Below are 17,556 nucleotides of genomic sequence, written 5' to 3' on the forward strand. Positions count from 1 at the left end.
CAATCGTTTAGGTACAAAGATGGCCGAAAACATTCCTCAGAAGTCTGTCACTGCACCCGCACCAACGCCCGAGGCATGGATTAAGACCGAACTCGCGCGGCACCCACAACGTCCTTATCCAATGGACTATATCGAAGCGCTCTTTACCGATTTCAGTGAGATTCACGGTGACCGGCAGTTTGCCGACGACGCCGCGATGACCGCAGGCATGGCCTACTTCCATGGCGAGCCCGTCCTGGTTGTCGGCAACCTCAAGGGGCGCAGCCTCAAAGAGCGTGTTGCCCGCAAGTTTGGCCAGCCCGATCCTGAAGGCTACCGTAAAGCCTTGCGTGCCATGAAGATAGCCGAGAAGTTCGGGCGGCCGGTCTTCACCTTCATCGATCTCGCCGGTGCGAACCCCGGCCTGGGCGCTGAAGAGCGCGGCCAAGGCGAAGCCATTGCCCGCAACCTGCTGGAGATGTCTCGGCTGCGTGTTCCCACTATCGCCACCATCACCGGTGAGGGCGGCTCGGGCGGAGCGTTGGCGCTGGCCGTTACCGACCGCGTGCTGATGCTCGAGAATGCGATCTATTCGGTGATCTCTCCCGAAGGCTGTGCGAGCATCACCTGGAAGGATGCCAGCAAGAAACAGCTGGCCGCAGCCGCTCTCCGATATACCGCCGATGACGTCCAACGGCTAGGTTGCGTGGACGATGTGATCCGTGAACCCGAGGGCGGTACGCAGATGGACCCGGCCTACGCCATGGAACTGGTCAACGAACGACTGGAACGCCATCTCAACGACCTGAAGCGTCTCTCGATCGACGATCTGCTGGCTGCCCGGTATGCAAAGTTTCGTAATATCGCGCAGTTTTATACCATGGCCTGAGCCTGACCGCCGGCGGTGGAGTTCCTAAGGAGCCAGTCACTGTTGCAACCCAACCAGCCCCAACGCGCGATTCCGCGCTCCATGCAGTTCGCTCTTTTCATCACGGGATTGCTGTGGCTTCTTGCCTCTCATTCGGTCGCGGATCACTCCGCGCAGGGCATTGCGAACCACCTGAACCTTGCTCTGATTCAGCCGCTGCTCAGCGAAGGCTTCTTTCTCTTCCTGCTGCTCGTTGGGTTCGCAACATTAAGCTGGATCGCTACACGCACCGGCAATCTTCGCAAAGATAATGCGCTGCCGCAGCGTGCGACGGCCCTTCGCGAAGGACAGCAGGGGATCGTGCTGGGTTGGGCCATGCTGCTGGTCGCCGTGCTTCCGATGATGCTCGTCGGCGATCTGCACCCAGAATTCTGGCTTGCTCCGCGGTCCTGGGGCCTTGCTCTGCTCTCTCTTGCCACGCTGGCTGTCGGCACACTCGCTTTGGAGGTCGCCTTTCGCGGATATCTCTACGCCAGGCTCATCGCAGCCGTAGGGCCCGTGTTCGCGACGATCCTGCTCTCCGGAATCTACGCGTTGTTCTCGAGCTTCCATCCCAACTCGACCAGCTCCAGCGTCGGCATCGCCTTTCTTTTGGGCATCCTGTTCTCTCTGGCTTATCTAAGAACGCACGGTCTCTGGCTCGGCTGGGGATTGCACTTCGCCTGGACTGCGGCCATGGGAGTTCTGCTGGGTTTGCCCGTCGGTGGACTGGAAACCTACAGCAGTCTCGTGACTACGGATAGCAGTGGAGCGGCCTGGATCACAGGTGGACCCTATGGTCCTGAAGGCGCGTTGTTCACGGTGATTGTGCTGGTGGTTGGAATGATCGTGCTCTATCGCATGACCACTGACTATGCCTGGGAGTACACCCATCCGCCGATCGTCCCGGCTGGCTATGAGATGACCGTCGCTCCGCCTCCCGCGCACACTGCGATGGAAGCGGCTGCTGCGGCAAAGCCCGTACCGCTGGTGCAGATCCTCGGCACTACTTCGACGAGCGCTTCTACGATGCCGGTGATTGACGAGCATCTCAGGACGAACTCGAACTCCGACAAAGCAGAGTAGCGATAGAGATAGAGCGCTTTTTAGCGAATTACCCCTAACTTGTCATCTCGACCGGAGGCGGCGCTTTTGCCGCCGTAGTAGAGAGACCTGCAGCTTGCTCGCGCCAGCAATATTGCCTCCATGCGCAAACTTCAGGTCTCTCCACTGCGCATAACATAAAGCCGTCATGCTTGCACCCCAGAGAACAAAGAACGTTCTCTGGGGGCCCGCGTTTCGGTCGAGATGACAAATCTTGGGTGCTTCATCCCTTCCATGCCTGGCAGCGCATGGCTATTCTTCAATAGGCCAGAGCCACGCCGTCCGCGCGCATCTCGCTGGCTGCCGCATACACGCGGTCATTCCCCTGCTTGCGATTTTCGATGCACTCGTAACGTCCATAACCACCATCGCTTTCGCCCATCGGCCAGCCCATGTCGACGAGAGCTTTACGTGTGGCCGCAGGAACACCGCTCTCCAGGCGCAGAATGCCGCGAGGGGCAAGGTGCGGCGGGTCTTCTCCCATGCTTTGCGACGAGCCTTCGTGGTGCCAGCGCGGACTGTCTCCAGCCGCCTGCACATCAATCCCGTAGTCGACGCGATTGATGATGATCTGGCTTTGGCCCTGGGGCTGCATGTCGCCGCCCATGACTCCAAAGGCGAGCCATGGCACACCATCTTTAGCCGCGAAACCGGGGATGATCGTCTGGAAGGGACGCTTGCCGGGCGCATAGATGTTTGGGTGGCCATCCTGCAGCGAGAACAACTGGCCGCGATCCTGGAACATGAAGCCGAGGCCATCGGCAACCAGGCCTGAGCCCATGCCGCGGAAGTTGGATTGGATCATCGACACCATCATCCCGTCCTTGTCGGCGGTAGAGAAGTACGTGGTGTCACCGTGGCTGGGGGCCTGACCGGGATAAACCGGTTCGAGGATGCGGTCGAGCTGGATCAGCTTGGCGCGCTCCTTGGCGTACTCCTTTGACTTGAGCCAGTCGATCGGGATCTTCGAAAAGTGCGGGTCGGCGTAGAAGCGGGCACGATCTTCGTAGGCAAGTCGCTTCGCCTCGATCTGCACATGCAACGACTCTGGGGACTGAAAGCCGTATCCGCGCAGATCGAACTGCTCGATGATGTTGAGCATCTGCAGGGTAGCGAGTCCCTGCGTGTTGGCGCCCATGGCATAGACGTCTACGCCGCGATACTTCGTCACCAGCGGCTCAACCCACTCCGCATGATGCTCGCGCAGATCGTCCGCCGAAAGCCAGCCGCCGATCCGCTTGAAGTACGCGTCGATCGTCTTCGCGATCGGGCCGTCATAGAAAGCGTCACGCCCACCCGCTGCAATCATCCGATAGGTCTTGGCAAGATCGGGGTTACGCCGCACATCGTACTCGTTGGGAGAGATACCGCCGGGACTGTAGGTCTTCACCGCATTGGCTGTCTCTTCGACGCCCGAGTGCGGCCTCAGGAAGATTGCCATGTTCCGCTTGATGTACCAGCCGATGATCTGCGGTGCGGGGTCGCCGGCTTCGCAATAGTGGATGGCCGGCTCGAAGAGTTCGGCCCACTTGAGCTTGCCGTAGCGTTGGTGCAGCGTCCACCAGCCGTCGAGCGCGCCGGGTGTGGAGACGCTGACCGCGCCCAGTCCGGGAAGCGCTCCGTTGACCGCGCGAGACCGAACCGTCGCGAGCGAGAGCGACTTCGGTGAGCGGCCCGAGCTCGCCATTCCGGCCAGCTTGCCCATCTTGGGGTCCCACACGAAGGCGTAGCAATCTCCTCCGAGCCCGGAGCTCGTCGGTTCGACAAAGCCCAGCAGGGCATTGGCGGCGATAGCCGCATCGACCGCCGATCCGCCGCGCTTAAGCATCTCGATAGCTGCCTGTGTCGCCAGCGGATGCGCTGTTCCCGCAGCCCCCGAGCAACCCAGTGCAGGGGAGCGCGAGGAGAAGCTGGCCCCGGCAGGCCGATCGCCTGCGTGGACATCAGGCCGAATGAACCGGTCTTCTCCAGGCGCCTGAAATTTAGGCAGCTTCGATAGTTCTTCTTCGCCGGGGAGGAGGGCCGGTTCATAAACACCGTTGTTAGTGGCGGCAACGAGAGAACCCGCAGTAGCCAGGGGAAGCGTTGCAAGAAACGTTCGACGGAGCATGGAGCTCTCCTTTACCGCATAACGGTTGTTATTCAACTGCGATTGGTAGAAAGGGCAAGACCGGCGTCTTCCTCATAGATGGTTAGGGGTTCTGTTGCCTTCAGCGAACGCAGCAGAGAGTTTCGAACGTATTGGATGTGATCTTTCATGGCCTGCTGGGCCAGGACCCGCTCACCATCCTTCAGGGCAAGATAGATCCTGCTGTGACTTACCGGCGCCATTGTCGAAGAGAGATTAAAGGTCTTCGACCGGCATAGAAGACTCTTGTGGTTCATGTTTTCAAGGACGCGACGGAGCTCTTCATTGCCCGTAGCGGCGGCGATGAGATTGTGGAAGCGAATATCCTCTTCCACGTGCGCCATTCTATCGCCTGCATCGAGATGCTTCCGGGTGTGCTCGATGCTCTCCGCGAGTGCGCCGAGGAACGCTGGAGTAATCACCGCCAACCCTACCGCATGCACCTCCAGCAGTTCGCGAAGGTCATACAGGTCGCTGACATCTTTGCTGTTGAAGCGGCGAACATAGGCGCCGCGCCTAGCTTCGATGTTGAGCAGGCCTTCGCTCTCAAGGCGGGTAAGGGCCTCGCGTATGGGGGATTTGCTGATGCCTAGTTGGGTGGAGAGAGATTCTTCTGTCAATCTCTGGCCCTCGCCCAGGGAACCGTCGACGAGGGACTGCTTGACGCTGAGATAGGCGAGCTCTGTCAGGTTCGGTGGTTTAGAGATTTTGATCATTGTGTATGCTCGGAATCCAAAGATTCTCTGGTTCTCGGACGATATGGTAAAGGTTCGAGGGGAGACCGACATCCTGTTGCGTGGAAGAACCAAGAATAGCTTCGTAATACGTGTGCGCTCGACCGGCGAAACGGTTCGGTCGAGCGCACACGTCACGAACTAGAAGGTGAACTTACCACTGATCTGGAGTTGACGAGAGGACCCGCCATCGCTGGTAGCAAAGCGGGTGGCACTGATCTGGCCAAAGGTCGAGGACTGGGTGTTGCCCGACGGCTGACCGAAGTTGGGGTGGTTGAGGATATCGAAGGCGTCGGCGCGAAGCGTGAACATCACGTTCCTAAAGAGTTTGGTTTCTTTCTGCCCTGACAGATCGACATCCGCAAAGCCGGGGCCGGTAACACCGTTACGCTGCATGTTGCCGATGCCGGTATAGACGATCGTCGAACTTCCAGCCGCCTGAGTCGCTTGAATCTGCAGGCTGCATCCGCTGGGCACCGCAAGCGTCGGCCCAATGGGGCAGACATTGGATTGCGGAATAAAAGTTACGTTTGTGATCCCCGTTTGAGATTTATGCGTGGAGACGTGGCCAACCTGGTTGGGGCGGATGGGGCCGGTAAGGCCGTTGAAGCTTGAGCTGCCTGCGGTGATGTTGACCGGGTTACCAGTCTGGTATTGAACAATCGTTGAAAGCTGATAGCCCGAGACCAGGCGGTTGCCTTTGAAGGGGAGAGCATAGATCGCGGTGCCAGCGAAGTGATGGCGTACGTCGAAGTCCGACAGGCCATAGTTGCCGCTGGGGTTGTTGCTGTCCTGCGGTGCACCGCCTGCCGCGCTGAGACCCCCCTGTGATCCAAGCGAGTTGATGTCCATCGACTTCGCCCACTCATAGTTCATGTTGAGCTCGAGTCCGTGGTGCATGTTCTTGCTGAACACGAGCCACAGGGCGTTGTAGTTCGAGCTGCCGATGCTGTTCACCTCGCTGATATTGGACGCGATCGTTACACCGGGATCGATGGGGCTGTTAGCCGAAAGGGTCTGGTACAGATGAGGTGATCCCGCTGGGCCGGTTGCCTGATTCTCGTTCGTGGCAATACGCAGGTGGCGTCCGACAGAGCCGTAGTAACCGAGCGAAGTGACGATACCGCCAGGGAGCGCCTGCTGTACGTTCAGATTGAAGCTTTCGATGTACGCATCTTTAAAGTTGGGGTTGATGGAGCTGATGGCTACGCCTGCGGCCTTTGCAGAGGCATACAGCGAGGAGACCGGGATGGCCGCCCCATTGTAAGAGACGGAAGTGCTGAAGGGAGGATTCGCTGCCAGTCCTGTTACGGTGTTCGAAGCTGGTTGGTCGACCAGGTAGGCATAGCCGCCACGCACCACGGTCTTGCTCGTTCCGAAGATATCGTAGGCGAATCCCAGGCGGGGCTCATAGCTGTAGCTCTGCTTGTAGGCGGAGTTAGCCGCAAGTCCGTTAGTCCCGACTCGTGTCAGCGTTGGGCCGCCATTGCCGTTTGGATTGAAGAGCACGAAGCGGTTCTCACCTTCGACTGGCGTACCATTCCACTCGAAGCGGAGACCGTACTCCAGTGTCAGTCTTTGCGTGAACTTGAAGTTGTCCTGGAAGAACGCTCCCAGTGCCCCATCGTAGACGCGACTGGATGAGATGTTGGGCTGGACGCTGAAGACGGTGGCGTTGTCCATCTCAAAGTTATTCGGGGTGCTTACAAAGGTGAGTGTGCCGATGTTCCCGGCAAAGCTGGCGCTGAGATAGCGGCGGAACTCGCCGCCAAACTTGAGGGTATGCTTGCCGCGCAACAGGGTTGCGGTGTCCGAGATGAGGCCCAGCGTGTCATTGCGTCCCTGCGGAAAACCCGAGGGGCCACCGAAGACGAGACCGATATCGGAGAGTGTGGTCTGAGGCAAGCCGACGTTGCCCATAAGGCCATCTCCAAGGCCGACGCTGGTCGGGTCGGTGAGATTGGCCGGGTTGAAGGCGATGGAGATGCGGTTGAAGCCGAGCCGCGCTTCATTGACGAAGTTCGGGTTGAAGATATGAGTCTCGTTGAGGGTAAGGATCTGGCGATGCGCCGCACGGTGATCGCCCCAGCCGGGAATGGTGTCGCCCTGCAATGCGGGCTCTGTCCGAACATCCTTCTGGAAGGCATAGAACCCGTGCAGCGAATCATTGCTGCTGAACTGTTGCAGGACATCTCCAGTGTACTGATCGATGCTGACCGGTCCCGGGGTGAAGGCTACATAGTTGTTTCCACTGTTTGGCAGTGGGATGAGCTTGGCCAGAGCAGCGGCGGCAGGGAAGAGGGCGGCATTGGCGGCGATGGTCGCCTGCTGGGTTGGGGTGAGCACCGTGCTGTTCTGCAGAATGCCCTGGTGCTGACGCAAACCTTCATAGCTGGCATAGAAGAAGGTCTTGTCCTTCCAGATGGGACCGCCTACAGAGCCGCCGAAGTTATTGCGCTTGAGTGGTGCCTTTTCCCCTGGAAGCCCGACGATCGGGAGGCCCGTGGTGGGGTTGAAGTTGCGATTGAAGTAGTTGCGTGCATCCAGCGCCTCATTGCGGAAAAAGTCGAAGACCTCGCCGTGGAACTGGTTGGTGCCGGACCGGGTGGCAACGGTCACAATCGATCCATCGCTGCGGCCAAACTCTGCACTGAACGTGGAGTTGTTGATCTTGAACTCGGAGGTCGTGCTGATCGACGGCTGAAAGGTGATCTGGTTCTGGCTGATGTCGTTGAGATTGACACCGTTGATCTGGAAGTTGACCGAGTCTTCGCGGTTGCCGGCAGTAATGAAAGAGTTCGCTCCAAGCCCACGGCTTGGAGCTGTGAGGCTACCCGACGTGGGAGCCACTACGCCGCCCGGCGTCAGCACCGTCAGGTCGAGGAAGTGACGTCCGTTGAGCGGAATCTCCTGCACGGTCTTTCTGTCGATGACCTGGCCAACGGTCATGGTCTGGGTCTCGATCTGCTGTGATGTGCTCTCAACCTCTATGGTCTCGCCTGCGGACGAGACCGCCAGGTGCATGTTGACCGTAACGGTCTGAGATACGTCGAGGGTGACCTTCTGCACGGTGTAGTTGCTGAACCCCGATACGGTCGCCTGAACGGAGTAATCTCCGGGTTCCAGCGAAGGCACCACATAGATTCCGTCGGAGTCAGTATGGATGACACGATCAATTCCGGTCGCCAGGCTATGCACTTTTACCTGCGCGCTGGGAACGACTGCGCCGCTTGGGTCCGTTACGGTTCCCGTAAGTGTGGCTGTTGATTGGCCCCAGGCAGCAAAGCTGCACATAGAAAGCAGAATTGCGAGAGAAAACCACTTAAAGGACTTCATATACGAACCTCCGAAGGGTGCTGCGCTGGAGCTAACTCAAGGCAAAGGCAAAGAGGTGTTTCGATGTCAAGGAACATATATGAGATATCACGTTTCATATCTCATTGAAAGAACATTAATCTTCCTGAAACCATTTGTTTATAGGGCCGATAGAATTTTTCGATCAATCTGTGATTTGTCGGATGGGTAGGCAGTAGGAAACTGGACCTGGTGTGTCGGATGAAACCGTGTAGCAAACGAATTGGGGGCAGCCGGCCGGCTGCCCCCGATTCGTTTTGCTTTCTGCTACTTCGTTTCGGAAGTGTTGACGATCGTGCCGACATCGGCTCCCTGGTTCGAGGAGAAGACCGCATGAACGCCAAAACTGTTGTCCTTATTGCAGAAAGGGGAGAAGACAACAGGGACAGTGATGCTTCTGGAGCCGTTTGCCGGGATCGTGCCCAGGCTGAGTGGCCCAAGGAAGACTGCAGCGGCTCCGCAGCCGGAGCTGCTGTTGGTTGAGGCGACGGTGAAGCTATCGAGGGTGGTTTTCGTGGCCGCGCCACTGCCTGTATTGGACAGCGTAAGCTGCCAGAGACGCAGATCCTCTGGGCCTGATTTGCGGTTGATCACAGCACTAAGGTTGGCGCTGTTGACGACGGGGCCGACAGTGATACTGTCCAGACCGGGCGCGAAGCCGTTTGCATTCGGATTCGTAAACACAATGGTGTTGGCGCCCGCGTTTAGCTGCACTGGAGTAAGCAGGAACTGTGGCGAATCCCAGGAACTGCCGTTGACGTCGAGCTCGATGGGTGACCCGCCGTTGACGTAGACGAAGAAAGAACGTGGCCCGTTTTCGGTGTAGTCAACCTCAAGCTGATAGGTGCCGGCTTGCGGTGCCGTGACATTGTTAAAGGTGACGGCATTCTGCGTGCCCCCGCCGAAGCTGCCGACGTAAGCTCCGCCCGAGCAGTAAGAGCATCCGCCTGCACTGGCAGAGCCGGAGAGCTGTGCGGCCTCTGCTTCGTAGGTCGTGAAGCTGGGCGGAGGCTCGTTGCCGTTGCCGGAGATCACGATGCGGTCAAGATCGGCGCCGAACGTAGCCGGATTGTTGAAGGTGATGATGTTCACACCGGCTTTGAGGGTGACCGGAACCGTCGTTGCCTGTGGCAGGTTGAAGCTGCCGCCGCCCAGGTTAAGCGTAGCGGGAGAACCTCCGTTGATGGTGTAGACCAGGGCGCGAGGGCCTTGTGTCATGGCATCGACTTCCATGCGGTAGGTGCCATCGTGCTCGACACGAACATTATTGAAGGTGACGGAGTTGGACGTGGTGGAGGCGCCGATATTGCCGGCCTTGGAGCCGCCGGAACAGGCGGTGCAGGCAACGACCGAGGCCGTGCCGTTGAGCACAGCAGATTCGGCTTCATAGCTTTGGCTGACGGTGGAGGGCACTGTGCCGGTGGGATAGACCCTCAGCAGGCGCACCCCATGGCCTGGAAGAATCGTGGTGAAGCTACTCGGAGTGGGGGAGAGGTTGATGCTGTTCCAGAGGTCGCGGACCTGAAGAGCTTGAGTGAAGCCGAGATCGCTCCAGGGAACGGTCACCTGCGAGGGCAGGCCATTCAGGTTGTACAGAGCGACATAGAAGCTTCCGTCACCGGCGTCGGCAACCCATACCGGCTGTGCGCCTCCAGTGACCTGGACGCCGGGGTGGCCGGACTGGTCGACCGCGAGGATCTCGTCGTTGGTGAAGGCAGCTTTAGCGAAGGCATCGAGCTGGGTAAGGTCGCCGCCTAAATAGAGTGGGGAATTCGCCATGGCCCAGATGGTCACGGCTGTCTGCTTCTCAGTGTCGCTGAGCCCGTCCTCGGTGCCCATGCCGATGTCGAGGGTGTCCATGTCGTTCCAGCCGAGCGTGGGGCCGGTGGCATGTTCCCAGCCTACGTCCTCGTACTCGCGCAGCACGATGCGCGGCCAGTTGGTGAGCGTGGCGCAGTCGCCCTCGCACTCGACGTCCTGGTCGATGCGGCGGGCGTTTGAGAACTGCTGCCACGTGCTGAGGTAATCCTGGTCGAGATCCCAGGAGACCGTGAACCAGATGGGACGTCCGCTCAGTGCGATCGCCTGCGACCAGGCCGCGACGTCAGGACGATCGTCGACGGCCGTGCTATCGACATCCGAACCGGGTGCAACCGAGTCCAGTTTGATGAAGTCGATGCCCCAGGAGGCGAACAGAGCGACGACGGAGTTGATGTACTCCTGTGCTCCCGGCTTTGTGAAATCGATCTTATCGTGGAAAGGGTTCGGCAATGGTCCGGCGAAGGTGTTGCCTTGCGCAAGCGGTATAGCGACGATCTGCTGTGTGGTGTACGAGGTGCCGAGGATGGGATAGTTGCCATCGACTGCGGGTTGTTCAATGCCTGGAATCCAGTAGATGCCGGCCTTCTGTCCATTGGCGTGGATGTGATCGACCAGGGCCTTGATGTTTGGGAACGTGGAAGTGTTTGGAATGGGGCGACCGTTTGCATCGAAGCTGCCCTGCCAGCCGGAATCGATGTTGATGTAGACGAACCCGTGTTGCTGAAGGCCCGAAGCCTTCAGCGCATCGGACTGCGCCTGAATGTTTGCCTGGGTAAGAAAGCCGCTGTTGATGGTCTGTTCGCTGAAGGTCGACCAGCCAAGATACGGGCGTTGGCCAACGCCGTTGACCTGCGCGGCAGCAGGGACGGAGGTCAGCACAGAGACGAACGCTGCAGCGAGCAACGGGCGAAAGGTGCGGTGCAGAAAGCTGGATAGTGGGGGCATCGGTCGGCTCCAGTGAATCGGTTTGAGAAGACAGGCGGCGCAAGAGGGCTGCGCAGCTCAAAAGTGGCAGCTTGTGCTGCGCCAGCCATAAGACCGTGTACGAACACGTTTTGTCAATACAGAATCGTAAAATATGTTTATTTATCGGGGAAACTTTGAGCGTGAACGAGCACCGATAACACTCCTGCTTGAAAACAGGTCCGAAATCTCAAAGAAGGGAGTGCGTGTTAAAGCGTGTGATCAATTTTTCGCTGCCGACATATGCAAGCACACTGCCCAGGCGCACCAAGCGGCATGAAGGACTGCCGCTTGTCGTACATAAAGATCGCAAGGAGCGCTATGTAGATCAAAGGTGCACGAGGATGGGGAGAAGCAGGGGAGTCAGCGCATTTGGGTAAAGCGATGAGCCCTGTATGGTCGGACCCAGCAGGTAATGGGAAAAGACGACCAGACACACGACGACGAACGCAGTCTCCAGAAAAGGCCACAAAAGCCTTCCATGCCATTACCCGGCACGTCATGGTGGACACGCGTCTGGTCGTTCACGATTTCAATATTCGCTAGGCGTGCTCATGGTTTTGCTGCGCTGATGTCCGCAGGGCTACGCGGATCGATCTCGTGATGCGTATCGTACTGGCTGCTAAAGCCGGTTACGCTTACCTCTTTCCCCGCAGCAAGGCTGTTCATGGAGATACCAGTTTGCACGTTGACGAAGATCAGGGTTTCGCCGGAACCATCGTTGACGGAGAACTTGAAGCCATAAGGCCCATCGCCGGCCGGTGCCTGGGTGATCTTCCCGTGTACCCTGACGATCCGTCCCTCGTTGGCTTCGCCCACCTCCACGGTCTTGAGCGCCTTCGGCTCGATCACGCTGAAGTCGCCGGCATTCTTCAGGGGCGCCATCTTCACCTCCGTTGCGTCGGCTGGGATCACGACTAGCAGCCCGGCCTTATCTGTGAGCACGCCGCTGACCCGCGCGCGCCTGGGTGGCGTCGCGACATTTGGATTACCCGGTGTGCTGATGTAGATGCCGCCGCTGGAGTCCTGCAGGCCAAAGCCCTTGTCGTCAAAGCTCGACTCGAAGGCGCCTGCGGGCGTGGAGACGATCCCATCGATCGTGACGTGGGTGCCGAGGGGAAGGGAGCGCGCCTTGGCGATTGGGATGACGTTATCGACGGGTGCGGCAGCCGTAAGGGTGCCTGCAAAGAAGGAAAGCAGACCCAGGCTGACGACGGTCAAAATGCGGCGTCGCAGGAGAGACACTATCGTGCGTTCGAGCGGAGCCATCTGGTTTAAGCTCTTTCCAAGAGCCATGCCTATCCTCATTTCTGTTGCTCAAATGTGCAAGAAGATACTGGACCCGGAGTTCAACACGATACTCTGTGCGGATCAGCATAGAGCAATTGCGATCCATCGCCGATTTATTTTTAGAGAATGCACAGCAGGCTCTCCACAGCAGGAGTCAGGCCCCCTGCGTACGAATGGTGTAGAATCAAGTTCGAGCTTTATCCGGTTTTCGCCTTCGCACTTTCCTGTTCGGCCCAGCCTCAAAGCCAGCCCACAGATAACGCAAGGTAGGGCTGTGTTCGACAACCGGGCAAGCCACTCATTCGTTTTCAGGGAGATTACACAATGGCGAAGATTGCCAAGACCGGCGACCGCAAGAAGATTATGGACACACAGAAGAGCACCGATTGTCCGAAGTGCTCCAAGACGACCCGCATCGTAAAGCGCGTCAAGGATCGCGAGCGCGGGATTCCGGGCGGAGTTTACATCTCCTGCTCCGCATGCGACTTCTTTGAAAAGCTGTAAATTTTTAGCAATCCACAAGAAAGGCTCACCCTTCGAGGTGGGCCTTTTGCTTTGATCCTGCGTCTTACTTCCAGAGCCCGCACTGGGGTTCATGTATCGAGTTTGGCACCCTCCACCGTCGGCACTTGACGATTGTTGTGTGGAGCGAGCAGACTCCCAGTCGGAAAGTAGGGAAACCAGGAATCATGGCAACCAGCATCATCGTTTCACCCTCCCCCCTCCCCGCCCTCGCCTCATCGCCTCACTACACCCGCCCCACATACCTGATGTGTCCGCCTGAGTGGTACGGCGTCGACTACGTCATCAATCCGTGGATGGCCGGCAACGTCCATCGATCCTCGCGCGATCTTGCCTTCGCGCAGTGGAAGGGTTTTCATAACGTCCTGCGTGGTGTCGCCGACGTTCGCCTGCTGCATCCCGAACCGGGCTGTCCCGACATGGTCTTCCTCGGCCACGGCGCCCTGGTACAGCACGGGGTGGCCGCGCTCTCCAGCTTCAACCATCCGCAGCGCCGGACCGAGACCCCGCACCTCAACAAGTGGCTCGAGAGCCAGGCCTTCCTGCTCTGGAAGACGCCGCGTGAGACAGCCTTCGAAGGGGAAGGGGATATCACCTTCAACGACGATGGCACGATCCTCTGGGCGGCCCACGGTGTCCGCACCTGCCGTGCGGCTCATCGCCATGTCGCCGACGCCTGGCATACGCCGGTTCGCTCCCTGCACCTGGTCGACCCGCGCTTCTATCACCTCGACACCTGCTTCACTCCGCTGCACGGCGGCTTCCTGATCTATTATCCCGGGGCCTTCGACGCGGCTTCACTAGCCCTGATCGAGGCAGCCTACCCGGCAGAAAAACGCGTTGCCGTCTCAGAGCACGACGCTACCCACATGGCGTGCTGCGCCCTGAACATCGGGCGGACGGTCTTCACGGGAGAGTTGAGCCGTGAACTGGCGGCGCACCTCTTCGATGTCGGCTTCGACGTCGTTCAACTGGAGCTGGGCGAGTTCATCAAGGGCGGAGGCGGCGCAAAGTCGCTGGCTCTGCGCCTGAGCGACCTGCGCGTTACCCACGCCACCGTCGGTCGCTAACAACATAAGACAGCAATGCCTCCTTCTGGTTGAAGGAGGCATTGCTGTCTTAGATATTTAACAAGCTTTTCTGGGGATGGGTGCGGAACCTTAGCGAACGACGATCGTCGGGCTGGAGAGGGGAGGCATCTCGGGCAGAGAAGCTACCAACGCCTGGGACATCTGCACATCGCCAGGGTTGACCTCTTCTACTTTGACTTTGCCAAGGCCCTGAATGCCCAGCTTCTTTGCTGCCGCATAGGACAGATCCATGATCAGGTTTCCGGCTACCGGTCCACGATCATTCACCCGCAAAAAGGTTGTTTTCTGATTGTGCAGGTTGGTCACCCGAACCCAGCTTCCTAGGGGAAGCGTGCGGTGTGCACAGGTCAGAGCATTCATATCGAAGCGTTCGCCGGTTGCAGTCCTGTGGCCCTGGAACCTGCCGCCATACCAGGAGGCCTTGCCGACCTGGAACCAATGATGCTTGATAGAAGCGGACGGTGTAGAAACGATCTTTGCACTACCAGGGGCCGGGGGACTTGCTACGATAGTGGTCGTCAGGCCTAAAGCAGCTGCCAGCAGGACGACGCGATTGCGTCTCCGGCTTCCAGCACTTAAGGTATTCTTTCGATCTCTCGTGTTGTAACCATTCATACATATATTGTCGAACGCCCGGGAGCCTAAGTCAAACATTTGAAAGGCTTTTTTCTTTGCTGAAGTGTTGACTCAACGGGTTCCCGCATGGTAGGAAATTAGAGAGGAATCAGGTCTTCTGTTGCCGCCACCGATAGCTCTTACCATTGCCGGCTTCGATCCTTCGAACGGTGCTGGCGTCACTGCCGACCTCCAGGTCTTTGCCGCTCACGGGCTTTTCGGGGTCTCGGCAATTACGGCTCTCACCATTCAATCGACGCTTGGCGTTGCTTCCGTGGAACCCGTCTCGGCGCAACTTCTTACCCAGACTCTGGATCATCTAACCTCTGACCTGCCTCCGCAAGGGATCAAAATCGGTATGCTGGCCACCCGGGAGATCGTTTCCGCAGTGGATGACTTTCTTCAAGCTTTTGCATATAAAAATGCTGCTAAACCACAGATTCCTGTTGTCTTAGATTCCGTCCTGGTTTCCAGCTCCGGCGCTCTGCTTCTCGACAAAGAGGGGGTTGGTCAGCTTCAGGAGAAGCTTCTCGGCCATGTCTCATGGGTTACCCCCAACTGGGCAGAACTGGCTATCCTCACTGGTCTGGAAGTGTCCTCTCTAGCTGGTGCCGAAGCAGCATTGCACGCTTTGGGGGACCGTTATCCCAGTCTGCATGCTGTCGCTACTGGGGGAGATCAGGGTGGACACCCTATCGATCTTTTGCGAACGCCAAAGGGCGAGATTCATCGTTTTGCCGGCGAGCGCGTCGACACAACGTCCACCCACGGAACGGGCTGTGCCTTCTCTTCAGCGCTACTTAGTCGTCTGGTTTTATGCGAAACGCCTCTCGCCGCCCTTGCCGGGGCTAAAAAATATGTCGAAGGTGCCCTGCGATATGCCCCTGGAATAGGACATGGCCGAGGTCCTATAGATCTGCTTTGGCCTTTACGCCATCCCCCTGCTACCGGTGTTGAAACTCCGGTGACCCCATAATGAGTCCCGCCGCCAGGGCCGCCTGAGTGTCCTCGCGTGCGGAATCTCCCATCTTTGTTCGGGCTTCGCCGGTCAAAAGGGGATCGCGCTTCTTCACCGCTGAAACCTGCCGCAGCTCCGCCTCCTGTTGTTGAGGATCGGCAGAGGTCTGGGCGAGGATCAACTGCTCGGTCCTGGCGCTGACGGGAACGTGGAGCAGCTTGGCCTCAAGGGTTTTGTCCTTGATCTCCGGAGACATCTCTGTCGCTTGCGGTCCCAGCAGGGCATCGAAATCGGTCGTCACTCCCTGTACCCGGTTGGCCGCGAGGGCCAATGCAAAGTTCATCCTTGAGACCAGCGCGCTGGTGCTGTTCCAGGCATCGCTCTGCATGGAGTAGCCGTCGGGAGTCTGATGGCCGTAGAGCGGCATGCCTAGATCGGCGATTGCAGTGCTGAGGGCTGCGGTACTCTCCACGTTCGAGCCGGTGGCCCGAACGGCGGAGACGACGTAGTCGAGCGGCGTCTTTACCTTGGAGCGAAAGACTCCCTGGGTAAAGAATTCCGGCGAGTTCACCATGGTCAGCAGCACGCGGCGGATATCTCCGTTTGTGCTCAGAAACGTTGCCGTCATGCGATCGATCATGGCCGGTGGGGGAGCATCGCTTACAAAACGGATGGCCAGTTTGGTAGAGATGAAGCGCGCACACTGCGGGCTGCCGGCCAACAGCTTCAACACGGCGAACCCTTCGCTCGATCCGGCTTCTTTGATCGTATGGCCCATGACGACTTTATTACCTGGCTCATGTTTGGTGGGATCGAAGTTGGCGAGATTGTTCTCTCCGTCTTCCTTGAAACGTTTGCCGACGGTCCAGCCGGTAAATACCTTGGCGACTTCGGTCACGTCCTTCTGGGTGTAACCGCCGTTGACGCCGATGGTGTGCAGCTCCATCAACTCGCGGGCGTAGTTCTCGTTCAATCCGCTGGCCGCGGGCTTCTTGCGCTGCGGCGTAAACAGGCCCGTGGCGTACGAAGAGTGAGGGCCAACGCTCTCGGAGTTGTCGAGATAGGTCAGCATCGCTGGGCTGATGGCTGTCGCCTTGAGCAGATTTTCAAAGTGCCCCAGGGCAAAGGGACGAATACTTTCACGCTCGTAAGCTGTTACGTAATAAGCCGCTTGTTGGTTCTTCTGAAGGTAAACGTTGAAGTGGTTGAGCCAGAAGTCAATCATGACCTCCTGAAGCTGCCGTTCGCTGTAGATGTCCCGTAGCAGTTTTACCTGGATAGCCTCGGCCATCACCACACCGCGCGGGCCGTTGAAGGCGGCGATCGCTTCTATCTGCTGCGCTGTCATGCCTGCGGTCAGTCGCGAACGATCTTCTTCCGATAAGGATTGCCGCAGTGCTTTCAACTGCGGAAGGGTCAGATGACAGAGGGCCTTGAATCGCGGCTCGGGTTGTAGCGCAAGGAACTCCGCCGGAGACATGGGAAGAGGAGCCGTGCCCTCCTCCTCAACATCTTTGCCCTTCTTCTTGTCGCGATAGCGTTCCTGCTGGTCGGCATAGATGGCATGCTCCGCGGCGCCGCCTGGGACGGAAACCCTGTTGTTCATCGCCGCCCGGATCTCTCCGTTGGTGGGGTAGAGCTCCATCAGCTTGTCGAGTGGCAACCGCATCGCCGGATAGATGGCCAGCCGCTCGTCGAGGGCCTTGTCATCAATGGAGTCCGGGTTCAACTGCTGGTTGAACCATGTACTCAAGCCCATGGCACGGACGCGCTCCAGGTCTCCTGGGCGAGGGCCATAGGTAAAGCGATTCAGCGCTTGCAGAATGGCGGCATCGTGACTGAGATACGCGTTGGAGGGCTCGGACGCTGGGCCGGCTTTCTGCATGGAGGACTCTTGCATCGTCGCAGACTGTGCTTCCATCTGCTGGCCCTGGGCGTACATGCCCGCGGGCAGGATGAACTGCAGGCACAGGAATCCGGCTGTGATCGGCCGAAGAGCGAAAGAAGGGAATTGCGAGCGCATGGCTTTCTCCAGCTTCATCCTAATCGCGTTTGTTTACGGTTTGTTCACAGCGAAACGAGCCAGGCTG

Annotated in this window: 12 protein-coding genes; 5 read left to right on the forward strand and 7 right to left on the reverse strand. The window is 58.5% G+C overall.

All coding sequences use genetic code 11. The features are described 5' to 3' along the window. Positions 1–19: 19 nt before the first annotated feature. Positions 20–868 (forward strand): acetyl-CoA carboxylase carboxyltransferase subunit alpha, encoded by an 849-nt coding sequence (locus tag ACIX8_RS12110; RefSeq protein ID WP_014265628.1) that lies wholly within the window; start codon positions 20–22, stop codon positions 866–868. Between the two features lie 42 nt (positions 869–910). After that, positions 911–1,972, forward strand: a complete 1,062-nt coding sequence (locus ACIX8_RS12115) for a CPBP family intramembrane glutamic endopeptidase (RefSeq protein ID WP_014265629.1) — start codon at positions 911–913, stop codon at positions 1,970–1,972. A 277-nt stretch (positions 1,973–2,249) separates the two neighbouring features. Here the strand turns inward: ACIX8_RS12115 and ACIX8_RS12120 are convergent, their stop codons facing one another. The 5 genes from ACIX8_RS12120 to ACIX8_RS12140 all read right to left on the reverse strand — a co-directional run bounded on the left by ACIX8_RS12120 (position 2,250) and on the right by ACIX8_RS12140 (position 12,286). Next, positions 2,250–4,100: a gamma-glutamyltransferase family protein gene (locus ACIX8_RS12120; RefSeq protein WP_014265630.1), complete on the reverse strand. Its 1,851-nt coding sequence runs from the start codon at positions 4,098–4,100 to the stop codon at positions 2,250–2,252. Positions 4,101–4,132: 32 nt separating this feature from the next. Further along, complete coding sequence (locus tag ACIX8_RS12125) at positions 4,133–4,834, reverse strand: GntR family transcriptional regulator (RefSeq protein ID WP_014265631.1); 702 nt, start codon at positions 4,832–4,834, stop codon at positions 4,133–4,135. A 159-nt stretch (positions 4,835–4,993) separates the two neighbouring features. After that, on the reverse strand, positions 4,994–8,188 hold the full coding sequence (locus ACIX8_RS12130) for a TonB-dependent receptor (protein ID WP_014265632.1): 3,195 nt from the start codon (positions 8,186–8,188) through the stop codon (positions 4,994–4,996). A gap of 285 nt (positions 8,189–8,473) precedes the next feature. After that, entirely contained in the window at positions 8,474–10,972 is a 2,499-nt protein-coding gene (locus ACIX8_RS12135; protein ID WP_014265633.1) for an alpha-galactosidase D, read from the reverse strand. Between the two features lie 570 nt (positions 10,973–11,542). After that, positions 11,543–12,286: a hypothetical protein gene (locus tag ACIX8_RS12140; protein WP_014265634.1), complete on the reverse strand. Its 744-nt coding sequence runs from the start codon at positions 12,284–12,286 to the stop codon at positions 11,543–11,545. 318 nt (positions 12,287–12,604) lie between these two features. Here ACIX8_RS12140 and ACIX8_RS12145 point away from each other — a divergent pair, with 318 nt between their 5' ends. Together ACIX8_RS12145 and ACIX8_RS12150 are read left to right on the forward strand one after the other, a co-directional pair. Beyond that, the gene (locus tag ACIX8_RS12145; protein WP_014265635.1) at positions 12,605–12,784 is read left to right on the forward strand and encodes a hypothetical protein; all 180 of its coding nucleotides are present in this window, start codon (positions 12,605–12,607) and stop codon (positions 12,782–12,784) included. 185 nt (positions 12,785–12,969) lie between these two features. After that, a complete protein-coding gene (locus ACIX8_RS12150; protein WP_014265636.1) occupies positions 12,970–13,872 on the forward strand; it encodes a dimethylarginine dimethylaminohydrolase family protein in 903 nt (300 codons plus the stop codon). A gap of 90 nt (positions 13,873–13,962) precedes the next feature. Here the strand turns inward: ACIX8_RS12150 and ACIX8_RS12155 are convergent, their stop codons facing one another. Continuing rightward, positions 13,963–14,508 (reverse strand): septal ring lytic transglycosylase RlpA family protein, encoded by a 546-nt coding sequence (locus ACIX8_RS12155; protein ID WP_083836770.1) that lies wholly within the window; start codon positions 14,506–14,508, stop codon positions 13,963–13,965. Between the two features lie 121 nt (positions 14,509–14,629). On the opposite strand from ACIX8_RS12155, the gene thiD reads away from it, so the two are divergent. Next, a complete protein-coding gene (gene thiD, locus ACIX8_RS25250) occupies positions 14,630–15,484 on the forward strand; it encodes a bifunctional hydroxymethylpyrimidine kinase/phosphomethylpyrimidine kinase (RefSeq protein ID WP_014265638.1) in 855 nt (284 codons plus the stop codon). On the opposite strand, the gene ACIX8_RS12165 is transcribed toward thiD, so the two are convergent. After that, positions 15,453–17,489, reverse strand: a complete 2,037-nt coding sequence (locus ACIX8_RS12165) for a DUF1800 domain-containing protein (protein ID WP_014265639.1) — start codon at positions 17,487–17,489, stop codon at positions 15,453–15,455. The two genes, thiD and ACIX8_RS12165, sit on opposite strands and share 32 nt — an antisense overlap. Positions 17,490–17,556: the final 67 nt, after the last annotated feature.

Source organism: Granulicella mallensis MP5ACTX8 (genome assembly GCF_000178955.2).
Taxonomy (GTDB): Bacteria; Acidobacteriota; Terriglobia; order Terriglobales; family Acidobacteriaceae; genus Granulicella; species Granulicella mallensis.

Coding starts and splice junctions, on each gene's coding strand:
- ACIX8_RS12135 (WP_014265633.1), bottom strand. CDS start 10,972: ATGCCCCCACTATCCAGCTTTCTGCACCGCACCTTTCGCCCGTTGCTC.
- ACIX8_RS12110 (WP_014265628.1), top strand. CDS start 20: ATGGCCGAAAACATTCCTCAGAAGTCTGTCACTGCACCCGCACCAACG.
- ACIX8_RS12140 (WP_014265634.1), bottom strand. CDS start 12,286: ATGGCTCTTGGAAAGAGCTTAAACCAGATGGCTCCGCTCGAACGCACG.
- ACIX8_RS12145 (WP_014265635.1), top strand. CDS start 12,605: ATGGCGAAGATTGCCAAGACCGGCGACCGCAAGAAGATTATGGACACA.
- ACIX8_RS12155 (WP_083836770.1), bottom strand. CDS start 14,508: ATGAATGGTTACAACACGAGAGATCGAAAGAATACCTTAAGTGCTGGA.
- ACIX8_RS12150 (WP_014265636.1), top strand. CDS start 12,970: ATGGCAACCAGCATCATCGTTTCACCCTCCCCCCTCCCCGCCCTCGCC.
- ACIX8_RS12165 (WP_014265639.1), bottom strand. CDS start 17,489: ATGCGCTCGCAATTCCCTTCTTTCGCTCTTCGGCCGATCACAGCCGGA.
- ACIX8_RS12120 (WP_014265630.1), bottom strand. CDS start 4,100: ATGCTCCGTCGAACGTTTCTTGCAACGCTTCCCCTGGCTACTGCGGGT.
- ACIX8_RS12125 (WP_014265631.1), bottom strand. CDS start 4,834: ATGATCAAAATCTCTAAACCACCGAACCTGACAGAGCTCGCCTATCTC.
- ACIX8_RS12130 (WP_014265632.1), bottom strand. CDS start 8,188: ATGAAGTCCTTTAAGTGGTTTTCTCTCGCAATTCTGCTTTCTATGTGC.